Here is a 12,859-nt window from a genome sequence, read left to right as displayed (position 1 = left end):
GAGGAGGATCCGTGCTCCGCTCCATCCTGCTGGCGGCCGTGCGCCGGTCGCTGAACGAGGTGCGCCACATCAGCCCCGACCCACCGGGCCGGGCGCGGGGTGAGGTCGCCGACCTCCACCGCCGGGTGGAACGGGACTTCGGCGTCCTCGCCCCGCCCGTGGTCATGCTCTCACCCGCCCCGGAGTGCGCCGCGGCCACCTGGACGGCACTGCGCGAGTCGCTCCTGGTGCCGGGGCGCACCACCAGGGGCGAGCGGGAGGCCGTGGCCACCGCGGTGTCCCGGGCCAACACCTGTCCCTACTGCGTGGAGGTGCACGGCGCGACCCTCGGGTCCCTGGACGGGAGCGGGGACGGCGCCGACGCCCCCGACCCGCGCTCCCTCAGGTCGGTCACTCCCGCGGAGGAGGCCGAACTGGGCGCGGTCGAACTCACCTTCCAGCACATCAACCGCCTGGTCAACGTCTTCCTGCCCGATTCGCCCCTACCCGACTTCGCACCCGCACCGCTGCGGGGGACGCTGCGGCGCGCCACGGGAGCGGTGATCGCCGCCCGGCCGGGACCACCGCCGTCCCCCGACACGTCGCTGGAACTGCTGCCCCGCGGCGCCCGCGAGGCGCCCGTGCCCGACGACCTGCGCTGGGCGCTCGGTGAGCCGAGGATCGCGGCCGTCCTGGCCGGGGTGGCCGCCGCTGTCGACGGGGCCGGGGCCCGGGTCCTCCCCGGCGCCGTGCGCTCCCTGGTCCGCCGTCACCTCCACGAGAACGGCACCGCGCCCGCGGGCGTCAGCCGCTCCTGGGTGGAGGGGCCCGTCGCCGAACTGGCCCCGGCCGACCGTCCCCTGGGACGGCTGGCCCTGCTCACCGCGCGTGCGTCCTTCCAGGTCGCCGACGACACCGTCGCCGCGTGCCGACGTGCCGGCGCCGACGACGCCGACCTGGTCAGAGCCGTCTCCTGGGCCGCGATGGCCGCGGCCCGCCACGCCACCGCCCGCAACGCCGCATCCGTCCGCCGCATCGAACCGAACCGAGGGAGTCAGACGTGAACAACCTGCCCAACGTCATAACCGAACTGCCCGCCGTCATCGAGGACCTGACCGCCGAGGCGGCCCAGATCGACGCTCTGGTGGCCGACCTGGACCCCGCCGACTGGGCGCGTGAGACCCCCGCCCGGGGATGGACCGTGGCCGACCAGGTCGCCCACCTCTGCTTCGTCTTCCGGCTGGCCGGGACCGCGGCATCCGACGCGGAGGCGTTCACCGCCATGACGGCCGAGGCCGGCAAGGACTTCGACGGAGCGGTCAACGCGGTCCTGAGGACCTACCCCCTCGACGACCCCGAGAAGCTGCTGGCCCGCTGGCGCACCGACCGCGACTTCGCGGTGCGGGCGCTCGCGGCGGCCCCCGCCGACCAGCCGGTGCCCTGGCTCGTGCGTCCCATCCCCCCGGGCATCCTGGCCTGCGCGGGCATGATGGAGGCCCTCGCCCACGGGCAGGACATCGCCGACGCGCTGGGCGTCACCCTTGAGCGCACCGACCGGATCGGCAACGTGGTCGGGTTCGCCGTGATGGTCTGGGAGTTCGGCTACCAGTCCCGGGGGCTCACCCCGCCCGACACCGAGTTCCGCTTCGAGCTCACCTCGCCCTCCGGGCAGAAGTGGGAGTTCGGCCCGCCCGAGGCCGAACAGCGGATCACCGGGGACGCGGCTGACTTCTGCCTGCTCGTCACGCGCCGCCGCCACCGCGACGACCTCGACGTGACCGCGGAGGGGGCCGACGCCGACCACTGGCTCGACATCGCCCAGGCCTACCGCGGTCCGGCCGGGGCCGGCCGTCAGCCCGGTCAGTTCTCGTGAGTGGCCCGAGCCGAGTGGACGGGGCGTGATGTGATGCCGCCAGAGACAAAGCCCTGCCGTATCTGCGCAGGCGTGGTCCACGGGTGCCTGGACTTCGGAATCCAGCCCGTCTCCAACGACTACCTCAGCCCCGGGCGGATCGGGACGGAGCACACCTACCACCTGGTGATGGGTGTCTGTGACACCTGCACGATGGTCCAGCAGCTCAACGAGGTCCCCCGGCGGCGGATGTTCCGGGAGGACTACCCCTACCGCTCCTCGGAGTCGGCCCGCATGAGGAGGCACTTCGAGGAGGTCGCCGACCGATTCCTCGCGGAGCGGCCCCCGGACGATCCGCTCTTCGTCGTGGAGATCGGGAGCAACGACGGCATCATGCTCGGCAGGCTCGCCGAGGCCAGGGCCAGGCACCTGGGGGTCGACCCCTCGGAACAGGCCTCCGCCGTGGCCAGGAAGAAGGGCGCGGACGTCCTGGTCGACTTCTTCGAGGAGAGGTCGGCACGCCTCATCCGGGACGTCCACGGTCCGGCCGACGTGGTCTACTCCGCCAACTCCTTCAGCCACATCTCCGACATCGGCTCCGCTCTCAGGGGCGTGGAGATCCTCCTGGCGCCGGACGGGCGCTTCGTGTTCGAGGAGCGCTATCTGGGCGACATCGTCTCCCGCAGTGCCTTCGACCAGATCTACGACGAGCACCTCCACCTCTTCGCCGTCCGCTCGGTGGGGGAGATGGCGCGGCGGTTCGGGCTCGAACTGGTGGACGTGGAACGGCTGCCGGTGCACGGAGGATCGATCCGCTACACCGTCGCCCGCCGGGGTCGACGGACGCCGGGGCGGCGCGTGCACGAGATGCTCGCCTCCGAGGGGGAGCTCGGCCTGGCCGAGCGCGCCACCCTCACACGGCTGGGCGACCGCGTGGCGAGGATCGGTGCGGACCTGACCGGGCTTCTGCGGCGCCTGCGGGACGAGGGCCGCACGGTGGTCGGGTACGGTGCCACGGCCAAGAGCACGACGGTGACGAACTCGTTCGGTATCGGGCCCGATCTGGTTCCGTACGTGTGTGACTCCACCCGGGAGAAACAGGGGCTTCTGATGCCGGGCTCGCACATCCCCATCGTGCCCCCGTCGGCCTTCCGCGCGCCCTATCCCGAGTACGCGGTGCTGTTCGCGTGGAGCCACGCCGAGGAGATCATCGCCAAGGAACGTGAGTTCGCCGAACTGGGCGGGCGTTGGATCCTCTACGTTCCCGAGGTCCACGTGCGCGGAGGCGACGTGCCTTCCGGAACCTGACGTCCGGCGTCACCGGCCGGTCCGCGGGCCCGGAGCCGGGGCCGCGGGTGCGCGGCGGCCCAGCTCCGGACAACCGACGCGGGCCGACCCCGCGGCCCCGCCGGGGCGGACCGCAATCGTGAAGACGCTCGTCACAGCGGTGCCGCAATACCGTCACTTGACGGAACAGTCAATCGGTCAACGCGAGGGACTCGGTTGTGAGTGATGAAATGACGCTTTGCCAAACCTGCCGAAACGTCCCGGTCACCAAGTTTCTGTCACTCGGGGAACAGCCCGCCTGTCAATTTCCTGAAACCCACGAGGAGGCCGAGTCCGAACGGACCTGGCCGCTTGACCTCGGTTTCTGTTCGCAGTGCAGCCTGGTCCAGTTGATGAATCCGGTCAGCGAGCGCATTCTCTTTTCCGGTGAATATCACCATCTGGCCGGACTGACCAAAGGATTTCGCGATCATTTGAGGGAGTTGGCGGACGACCTGGCGGCGCAACAGGACCCGGACCCGGGGCGCCGCCGGGTCATCGAGATCGGCAGCAACGACGGGAGTCTCCTGGACGCGCTGGCCGAACGCGGCTTCGACGTCCTCGGAGTGGATCCGTGCGGCACGGTCTCACCGAAGGGGTCGCAGGTCGTCACCGAGTTCTTCGGGGCCCAGGCCGCGAAGCGGCTGATGTCCGGCCACCCCCCGGCGAACATGGTGGTGGCCACCAACGTCTTCGCCCACGTCACGGACCTGCACGATTTCCTGGACGGGTTGTGCACCATCCTGGAGCCCGACGGCGTGTTCGTGTCGGAGTCGCACTACCTGCCGGAACTGCTGAGGTCCCTGCAGTACGACTTCGCCTACCACGAACACTCGCGGTACTACTCCCTCACCGCGCTGCAGCATGTTCTCGGCATGCACGGCCTGGAGGTCTTCCACATCGAGTCCGTCGACACCCACGGCGGTTCCATCCGCGTCCACGCCGGGTTCCGGGGCGCGCACGAGGTCCGCGGGTCCGTCGCCCGGTTCCGCGGTGAGGAGGACGCGCAGAAGCTCACCGACGAGGCGACCTACCGGGACTTCGCCGCCCGGGTGGAGGACCACCGGGACCGTTTCCGCCGACTGGTCGGGGAGTTGGCCGCCGACGGGTCGCGGATCGCCGGCTCCTCCTGCCCCGCCCGTGCGGTGACACTGCTCAACTACTGCTCACTGGGACCGGGCGACATCGACTTCGTCTCGGAGATCAGCCCACTCAAGATCGGGCGCCTCTTCCCCGGCGTCCACCTCCCTGTCGTCTCCCAGGAGGAGCTGTGCGGACCCCGGCAGCCCGACTACGTCGTGCTGTTCTCCTGGCACATCCTGGACGAACTGAGCTCCCGGCTGCGGGAGGAGGGATACCGCGGCAAGTTCGTCGTCCCACTGCCCGAGCCCCACGTCCTCACCGAGCCGTAAGGAGACTTCCATGCGTGTAGCATTCGTCATGTGGCCGGCGGCCGCCCACCTGTATCCGTTCGTCCCGCTTGCTTGGGCGCTCAAGGCAGCCGGGCACGAGGTCCGCGTGGTCTCGCACGCCTCCATCGCGGAGACCACCGCCTCGATGGGCCTGACCCCGGTCGCCTGGTGTGACCCGAACAGCATCCCGGTGCCGATGGGCCCGGGGCGCCCCTACCCTCAGGAGCGCGCTGACCTGGCGCGCATCACCGAGGCCATGGCGTTCGAGCCCGACGATCCGGACCGCGAACACTGGGACGTCTTCACCCAGTTCTACCTCCCCTCCATGTGGGACTTCGTTCCGTTCAAGGGCGACCCCGGTGAGCCGATGCCCGCGATGGACGGCCTGGTGGAGTTCACCCGTACCTGGAAGCCGGACCTGGTGCTCTGGGACCCTTGCGTTCCCGGTGCGGCGGTCGCGGCCCGGGCCTGCGGCGCGGCCCAGGCGCGCTGGTGGACCGCCCCCGACGTGTTCTGCCGCAGCATCGACAGGTTCACCGAGGCCACCGCGCGGCCGGATGCGCCAGCGGTGGAGAACCCTCTGGCCGAGACCGTGCGGCCGATGGCCGAACGCTACGGTGTCGAGGTCGACACGGAGCTGCTGTTCGGGCAGTGGAGCCTCAACCCGCAGCCGCCCGCGGTGGGACCGGAGGTGTCCGCCCGGACCCTTCCGGTGCGGTGGGTTCCGCACTCGAGCCAGGAGGTCATGCCCAACTGGATCTACCCGGTGCCGGAACGCCCCCGCGTGGCCGTGTCGCTCGGCCTGTCCGAGCGGCAGTTCATGGAGGGCGGCTGGAGCCACATCCCGGCCCTGCTGGAAGCGCTGTCCACACTGGACGTCGAGGTCGTCGCCACGCTGAACAAGACCCAGCTGGAGGCGGTGTCCACGATCCCGGACAACGTGCGGGTGGTCGAGTTCGTCCCGCTCAACCAGCTGATGCCCACCTGCTCGCTGCTCATCCACCACGGCGGCATGGGCACCGTCATGTCCGCCGTGGCCAGCTGCGTCCCGCAGATCGTGGTCGACTTCGTCGGCCACGAGATCTCGGCCACCGCCACCGGGGGGCGGATGGGCCGCTCCCGGTACGCCCTGGGCCCGGCCCTGGCCAGATACCTCACGGACACCGGCGCGGGACTGGTCATGAACGTCAGCGAGCCGTCCGCCGACCAGATGCGCGAACAGATCGAGCGGGTGCTCACCGAGCCCTCCTTCCAACGGGGCTCGGCGCAGGTGCACAACGACCTGCTGGCCACGCCCAGTCCGGCCGAACTCGTTCCCGTCCTGGAGCGGATGGCCACCCAGTACCGGTAACCGGCGACGACGCCGTACCGACCCACCGCTCCGGGGTGCCGTGCCGGCGGGCCCACCCCGCCGGCACGGCGGTCGTCCCCGGACGGACAGGAACGATCACCGCTGCGGAAGGACACGCCATGACGCCGACCGGCACCACGCCGGACCTGTTCACCGAATTCTCCGTCGTCGAGGATCCTGATTTCTACGGTTCGTTCGACAGCGACGCGCAGCGAGCGGTACTGGCCGTGCCCCAGGTCATCCAGGCCGCCTGGGAGGCCAACGACCCGGAGATGTTCGCCCGCGTCTTCACCGCCGAAGGCAGCCTGCTGATGCAGCAGGACCAGCTCACCAGCCGTGCGCAGATCCGGGACTACATGGCCGGGGGGTTCCGCCGCGGGCTCCGGGGCGCTCGGGTCACGGGATGGCCGTTGAACGTCACGTTCCTCGGCGAGGGCGTCGCGGTCGTGGTCACCCAGGGCGGCATCATCCTCGACGGGGAGTCCGAGATCGCCCCGGAGCGGGCGATCCGGGCCCTCTGGACCATCGTGGCGGAGGACGGCCGGTGGCGCCTGCTGTGCCACCACAGCACTCCTCTGCGCTGACGCGACGCCGACGTCCGCCGCCCCGGGGAGGGGCGGCGGACGTCGGCGTGCGCGGGCGGGTCAGCGCCCGGGCAGCGAGCGGGCGAACGCCCGGAGGTCGGACACGAACACCTCGGGCTGCTCCATGGCCGCGAAGTGGCCGCCCCGCTCGTACTCCGTCCAGTGGGCGATCGGGCCGAAGTCGCGCTCGGCGAACGCCCGGATCGGCAGCGCCGGGTCCTGGCCGAAGACCGCGACCCCGATCGGGACCTCCACCGGCTCGGGGGGCACGCCCGGGGTGAACAACGCGCCGAGGTAGGCCGCGGACTCGCAGTACAGCTGGGCCGCGGACGTCGCGGTCGCGGTCAGCCAGTAGATGCTCACGTTGGTCAACAGGCGGTCCCTGCCCACCTCCTCCTCAGGCGTCTTGACCCCCTTGTTCCACTCCCGGAACTTCTCCACGATCCATGCCAGCTGTCCGGCGGGCGAGTCGTTCAGACCGTAGCCGACGGTCAGCGGCCGGGTGGACTGCACCCGCATGTAGGCGGACATCTCCGCGTCGAACCGGCCCAGCTCGGCGAGGCGCGCCCCGTCCGACTCCGACAGCCCGGCCATCTCCTCCGGATCCCCGGACGGGGTGGTGAGCAGCATCGTGACGTGCGCGCCCGACACGTGTCGGGGCGCCACCCGGCCGAGTTCGAGGGAGATGATCGACCCCCAGTCCCCGCCGGCGGCGAGATAGGTGTCGTAGTCGAGCCGGCGCATCAGCTCCGCCCAGGCCCGGGCGACCCGGCGTACGTCCCAGCCGGGTTCCGTCACCGGCCCTGAGAAGCCGTGTCCCGGCAGGGAGGGGATGACCAGGTGGAAGGCGTCGGCCGGATCGCCGCCGTGGCCGCGCGGGTCGGTCAGCGGCCCGATGACGTCCAGGAACTCGACGATCGAACCGGGCCAGCCGTGGGTGAGCAGCAGCGGGCGTGCGTCCGGCTCAGCCGACCTGACGTGTAGGAAGTGCACGTTGGCGCCGTCGATCTCGGTGGTGAACTGCGGATACCGGTTCAGCTCCCGTTCCGCGGCCCGCCAGTCGTAGTCGGACTGCCAGTAGTCGGCCAGTTCACGCAGGTAGCCGACAGGGACGCCGCGCTCCCACCCCGGAGTCGACACCGTGACGGGCCAGCGGGTCGAGGCGATGCGCCTGCGCAGGTCGGCCAGCTGGGATTCGGGGATCTCGATCCGAAAGGGGTCCATATCGACTGCCTTCCTTGGCGTTGTGTCCAATTCGATATTCGTGTCACAAGAGGCACGGGGCTGCAACCATCCTGGCTTGCAATGGGGATCGCATCTCCTTCCAGATTGCCTTTTTCGCTCCCCGGGAAGAGGCCGAAGGCGCAAGTGAGAAGATGCGCCGGCCGGGCGCCGGGGAGCATGATTTCTCCGACTGTGGCCGTCACGTCAATTTCCTTGAGTGGAGGACGTTGTGTCCGAGAACGCCGTACCGTCGTCGGACGAACTGATCAAGCGGGCCGAGCAGTTGGTGCCGTTGATCAAGTCGAGTGCGTCATCCGCGGCGCAGAACCGCAACCTGGACAACGAGGTCGTCGAGGCGCTCGCCGAAGCGGGCATGTTCGAACTGCGGCGCCCGCTCCGCTACGGCGGCTACGAAACCAGTGCGCGCGGCCTCCTGGACGTGCTGAGCACCCTCTCCGCCGGAGACGGTTCGACCGGGTGGAACACCGCGGTGTGGGCGATCGGTTCCTGGATGGCCGCGGCGTTCCCCGACCACGTGCAGGACGAGGTCTTCGCCACCCCGGCCACACGGATCTGTGTGGTCCTGAGCCCGACCGCGGTCGCCACCGAGGCCGACGGCGGCCTGCGCGTGAACGGGCGCTGGCGGTTCATGAGCGGTGCGCGGCACAGCCACTGGCAGATCATCATCACCATGGCGCCGGCTCCGGACGGCGGCCAGTGGCCGGTCGCCGCGCTGGTGCCCATGTCGGAACTCAGAGTCGAGGACGACTGGTACGCCTCCGGCCTCGCCGGCACCGGCAGCGTCACCACGGTGGCCGAGGACCTGTTCGTGCCGCAGGAGCGGACGCTGCCGATGCCCGCGATCCTCCAGGGGCAGTACGCGACCGAACTCAACATCGACTCGCCGGTGTTCCGGACCCCGATGATCCCGACCGGGGCGTCCGGGTTCATCGGTGTCGCGGTCGGCATGGGCCGCGCGGCCCTGGACGAGTTCCTGCTGCGGCTGCCGGGCCGCAAGATCACGTTCACCGACTACGACGACCAGAGCGCGGCACCCGTGACCCACTTCCAGGTGGCCGAGGCCGCGCTCAAACTCGAGGAGGCAGAGTTCCACGCGCACCGGATGGTGGACCTGCTGGACGAGAAGGGCATCTCCGGCGAGCAGTGGACGCTGCAGGAACGGATGCGCAACCGGGGCTGGCTCGGCCGCCTGGTCCAGCTGGTCGGTGAGTCCGTGAACACCCTGGCCACCGCGAGCGGCGGATCCTCGATCTACACCTCGGTGCCGATCCAGCGCATCCAGAGGGACATGCAGGCGTTCACCCTGCACGGTCTGATGCACCCGAACACCAACTTCGAACTCTACGGCCGCGAACTCTGCGGACTCGAACCCAACACCATGTACATCTGACGGAGACGGTGCGGTCCCTCCGGTGCGGGGACCGGGAGACCCCGCACGACCGTGGACGGGAGCGCGCGGAGCGCCCCCGTCCACGGTCCGCGTACCGTACCGGTCAGGACTCCGGAGTCAGGAAGGACAGGACCTCCCTGACCTCGATCCACTCGTCGATCGGCTCTCCGCCGGGGCCGGGACCCGAGGAGAGGTGGGCCGCGATCTCGAGCGCGCGCTCGTAGGACTTCACGTCGACCATGCACCAGCCGGCGACCAGGTCGCCCGTCTCGGGCCGCGGGTCGTCGGCCGTGACCGGCGCGGCCCCCGGGCCGTCATGGCGCACCCAGGTCCGCGCGGGCAGCAGCGCGTGGAGCTCGACGAACTCGCCGCTCTCCTCCAGCAGTTCCGGGAACCGGTAGAGGAAGTCCGTGTGCGCCTCCGCGTCCGCGGGGTCCCACTGGTCCATCGGGGGCACCGGACGGTGCGGCTCGGGGCCTCCGCGGTAGTGCTTGATCAGCAGGTACTTCGGCATGGTGATCTCCTGGTGTCGGGGCCGGGCCCTTCCCGGCCCTTGCCTGGCGGGCGGAGCCGGCCGGATCCCTCCGCGCGCACGTCCGCGCGGGGTCACCCGCCGGGCTCCTGGAACGTCGTGCGAAGCTCCCGTGCGCCGGTCGGCCCGTCATCGAGCGCACTCCCGGCCCCCGCCCTCGGCGAAGGACCGCAGCGATGCCGCGATGTAGTCGATCATCTCCTCGTTCAGCCCCGGGTAGACCCCCACCCAGAAGGAGCGCTCCGTGATGACGTCACTGTTGGTCAGCTCGCCGACGACGCGATAGCGCACGTCCCGGTAGGCGGGGTGCCGGGTGAGGTTGCCGGCGAACAGGTGGCGGGTGCCGATCTTGCGCCCCTCGAGGAACCTGATCAGCTCAGACCGGCTGAAGGGGGCACCGTCGGCGAGGGTGATCACGAACCCGAACCAGCTCGGGGCGCTGCCCGGGGTCGCCGAGGGCAGCAGGAGATGGGGCGTTCCCTCCAGCGCCGACCTCAGCCGGGCCCAGTTCTCCCGCCGGGCCGCCGTGAACGAGTCGAGTTTGCCGAGCTGCGAGAGGCCGAGCGCGGCCTGGAGGTCGGTGGACTTGAGGTTGTAGCCGACATGGGAGTAGACGTACTTGTGGTCGTAGCCGAACGGAAGTGTGCCCTTCTGCTGGTCGAACCGCTTGAGGCAGGTGTTGCTCGCCCCCGGCGCGCACCAGCAGTCCCGGCCCCAGTCCCGGAGCGACTCGACGATCTTGGCGAGCAGCGGCCGTGACGTCAGTACGCAGCCGCCCTCACCCATCGTGAGGTGGTGCGCGGGGTAGAAGCTCGTGGTGGCGAGGTCGCCGAAGGTCCCCGTCGGCCGACCGTCGTAGAGCGAGCCGACGGCGTCGCAGTTGTCCTCCACGAGGAACAGACCGTGCTCGACGGCCAGCGCGGCGATCTCGGCGACCGGGAACGGGTTGCCCAGTGTGTGGGCCAGCGCGATCGCCCGCGTCCGCGGGCCGATGGCCGCGGCCACCCGCTCCGCCGTCGCGTTGTAGGTGTCCAGATCGACGTCGACGAACACCGGGACCAGGCCGTTCTGTACCAACGGGTTCACCGTGGTCGGGAATCCGGCCGCGACGGTGACGACCTCGTCCCCCGGCCGCAGGCGGCGCTTGCCGAGCAGCGGCGAGGTCAGGGCGGTGATCGCGAGCAGATTGGCGGAGGACCCCGAGTTCGTCAGCAGTGCCTTGCGTACCCCCATACGGCGCGCGAACGCCGACTCGAACTCGCTGGCGGAACGCCCGTGAGCGATGCGCATGTCGAGAGCGGCCTCGACCAGCGCGATACGGTCGGAGGAGTCCAGCACCGCCCCCGAGGGCCAGATCTCGGTGTGCCCCGGAACGAACGGTCGGGACTTGTTGACATCGGCGTGGTACTTGGCCACGTCGGCGAGAAGTTTCTCCTTGCGGTCGCTCATGAGTGTCTTCCCTGTCGGGATGGCGGCAGGACCGCCGTGGGCTCGGTACCGGTCTGTTCCGGAGTCGGAGAACCGGTGGAGGCTGTCCGGTCGCCGAGACCGACGTCCACGTCGGCCCCGCCACCGCGGATGCGGCCAAACGCCGAGGACACCGCGGGATTCTCCCCTCTGCCTGTTCGTCCTGTCCGTGGTCGGAGCCTGTGGGACGCCCGCGGGACGCGGTGCCCGGTGCGCCGCCCCGGCGGCCGCACGGTTCAGCCCCGGTACGCCTCGAGTACGTCCACCCCCTCAGCGGCTCCACCGCAGTCGGCGATGATCTGCTGGTACCGGCGCATGTTGCGGCGGATCTCCTCGTCGTGCCGGATGCCTTCGACGGCGTTGCGCAGTGTCTCGGCGTCCAGGGTCTCGTGGTCGAGGCACCGTGCCAGGCCCACGGCCTCCGCGCGCTGGGCGATCAGCCCGCACATCGGCACCGGCGGCACGATCACCATCGGCGCGTCGTGGGTCACCGCGTCCATGAGCGTCTTGATCCCGGTGTGCGACACGACCGCCGCGGCATTGCGCATGACGTCCACCTGCGGGAAGTACGGACGCACCTCGAAGTTGGACGGAACGGGACCGAGTTCGGCGACGTCCAGCTTGTGCGCGGCCATGGCGACCTCCCAGTCGAGGTCGCCGAACGCTTCGAAACAGGTCCGGTAGAACGTCGGGTTGTCGTTGAACAGCGTGCCGAACGAGATGTAGAGCAGTTCTGAGCCGGGGTCCGCCGGCTCCCACCGCGCGCTCCCCGGACGAGCGTCCTCCAACGGTCCGATGAAGTGGAAACGGTCGTCGAACGTGTCGGCCTCGTACTGGAACTCCCTGGGGATCAGGACGAGGTTCAGGTCGGCGACCGAGCTTCCGTCGAGGGCGTCGTCCTGCCACGTCACTCCGTAGCCCGCGGCGGTCTCCTGCATCGCCTTGTAGTACCGCTGCCACGGCCACCCGGGATCCGCGGACTCCCAGCCCTCCTCGATCGCGATGGCGTCGCGCATGCCGAGGGTCTCGTGGAACGCGAAGTGGGGCACCAGCGCCGCCGACGGCACGTCGAGAAGCTTGGCCAGAAGACGTCCCACCTCGGTGGTCAGGTCGTAGCAGAGCACGTCCGGGGGGTCCTGCGAGAACTCCCGCAGGAGGATCGGGAGGCTCTCCCCGACCCCGGTGGACATCGCGCTCAGCATCGCGTCGACGCGTTCGTCGGTCGCTCCGTCCGGCCAGTACATGGGGGGTACCTGGGCCGGGATGGTGATGACCCTCGCCCCGGTGGCCGCGACCACGGGGACGCACTCGGGCCCGGTCGCGTAGGTGACGCGGTGGCCGCGGGACAGCAGCTCCGGTACCAGCGGGAGCATGGGGTTGACGTGGCCGTGGGCTGGTTGCACGACGATGGCGACATGCATGGGTGAAGGCCTCCCGACCTAGGGGTGTCGTTGCCTGGGTTCGCGACGGTCAGTGCGCGCCGGTGGAGGACCGGCGGTGCCCGCAGCCCGTTCGGCCATCGTGCGTCCCCCTTCTCCACCGTGTGGGCCGGACCCCGGATCGGGACCCGTCCATCCTGTGGCCCGTGACCGGTCGCGCTCGTCTCCTGGATTGCGGTCCACGGCGGACCGCGACGGCGACGGCCCCGCCGCCCCTGAGCCCCCAAGGGCGGCGGGGCCGTCCGTGCTCGGGCCGACCCGGGGTCAGGCCGCGCGCTGCGC

General features: G+C 70.5%; 11 protein-coding genes and 1 pseudogene. 8 read left to right on the top strand and 4 right to left on the bottom strand.

Features of this window, described 5'->3' with window-relative positions; genetic code table 11:
• The first annotated feature begins 11 nt into the window (after positions 1-11).
• From ACTVAJ_RS13945 to ACTVAJ_RS13915, 7 genes and pseudogenes are all read left to right on the top strand, one after another.
• A complete protein-coding gene (locus ACTVAJ_RS13945) occupies positions 12-1,043 on the top strand; it encodes a carboxymuconolactone decarboxylase family protein (RefSeq protein ID WP_470388555.1) in 1,032 nt (343 codons plus the stop codon).
• Positions 1,040-1,852, top strand: a complete 813-nt coding sequence (locus ACTVAJ_RS13940) for a TIGR03084 family metal-binding protein (RefSeq protein WP_470388554.1) — start codon at positions 1,040-1,042, stop codon at positions 1,850-1,852. The genes ACTVAJ_RS13945 and ACTVAJ_RS13940 overlap by 4 nt, the downstream gene beginning before the upstream one ends.
• A 33-nt stretch (positions 1,853-1,885) precedes the next feature.
• Positions 1,886-3,139, top strand: a complete 1,254-nt coding sequence (locus ACTVAJ_RS13935) for a methyltransferase domain-containing protein (protein WP_470388553.1) — start codon at positions 1,886-1,888, stop codon at positions 3,137-3,139.
• Between the two features lie 209 nt (positions 3,140-3,348).
• Positions 3,349-3,480, top strand: a pseudogene (locus ACTVAJ_RS13930) (hypothetical protein); the annotation flags it as partial.
• Between the two features lie 111 nt (positions 3,481-3,591).
• Positions 3,592-4,569, top strand: coding sequence for a class I SAM-dependent methyltransferase (locus ACTVAJ_RS13925; protein ID WP_470388766.1), 978 nt, complete (start codon positions 3,592-3,594; stop codon positions 4,567-4,569).
• Between the two features lie 10 nt (positions 4,570-4,579).
• Positions 4,580-5,920 (top strand): nucleotide disphospho-sugar-binding domain-containing protein, encoded by a 1,341-nt coding sequence (locus ACTVAJ_RS13920; RefSeq protein ID WP_470388552.1) that lies wholly within the window; start codon positions 4,580-4,582, stop codon positions 5,918-5,920.
• Positions 5,921-6,039: 119 nt separating this feature from the next.
• A complete protein-coding gene (locus ACTVAJ_RS13915) occupies positions 6,040-6,504 on the top strand; it encodes an SgcJ/EcaC family oxidoreductase (RefSeq protein WP_470388551.1) in 465 nt (154 codons plus the stop codon).
• 60 nt (positions 6,505-6,564) lie between these two features.
• Here ACTVAJ_RS13915 and ACTVAJ_RS13910 read toward each other — a convergent pair whose 3' ends face one another.
• Positions 6,565-7,728, bottom strand: coding sequence for an epoxide hydrolase family protein (locus tag ACTVAJ_RS13910; RefSeq protein WP_470388550.1), 1,164 nt, complete (start codon positions 7,726-7,728; stop codon positions 6,565-6,567).
• A gap of 229 nt (positions 7,729-7,957) precedes the next feature.
• On the opposite strand from ACTVAJ_RS13910, the gene ACTVAJ_RS13905 reads away from it, so the two are divergent.
• On the top strand, positions 7,958-9,139 hold the full coding sequence (locus ACTVAJ_RS13905) for an acyl-CoA dehydrogenase family protein (RefSeq protein ID WP_470388549.1): 1,182 nt from the start codon (positions 7,958-7,960) through the stop codon (positions 9,137-9,139).
• Between the two features lie 103 nt (positions 9,140-9,242).
• Here the strand turns inward: ACTVAJ_RS13905 and ACTVAJ_RS13900 are convergent, their stop codons facing one another.
• The 3 genes from ACTVAJ_RS13900 to ACTVAJ_RS13890 all read right to left on the bottom strand — a co-directional run bounded on the left by ACTVAJ_RS13900 (position 9,243) and on the right by ACTVAJ_RS13890 (position 12,559).
• The gene (locus ACTVAJ_RS13900) at positions 9,243-9,653 is read right to left on the bottom strand and encodes a YciI family protein (protein ID WP_470388548.1); all 411 of its coding nucleotides are present in this window, start codon (positions 9,651-9,653) and stop codon (positions 9,243-9,245) included.
• Between the two features lie 147 nt (positions 9,654-9,800).
• Entirely contained in the window at positions 9,801-11,120 is a 1,320-nt protein-coding gene (rfbH, locus tag ACTVAJ_RS13895) for a lipopolysaccharide biosynthesis protein RfbH (protein WP_470388547.1), read from the bottom strand.
• Positions 11,121-11,374: 254 nt separating this feature from the next.
• On the bottom strand, positions 11,375-12,559 hold the full coding sequence (locus ACTVAJ_RS13890; protein WP_470388546.1) for a macrolide family glycosyltransferase: 1,185 nt from the start codon (positions 12,557-12,559) through the stop codon (positions 11,375-11,377).
• Between the last annotated feature and the right edge of the window lie 300 nt (positions 12,560-12,859).

It is taken from the genome of Nocardiopsis sp. KDC1DS13DA1 (genome assembly GCF_055632325.1).
The sequence above is the reverse complement of the archived record's forward strand: the minus strand, read 5'-3'. Positions and strand labels throughout refer to the sequence as shown.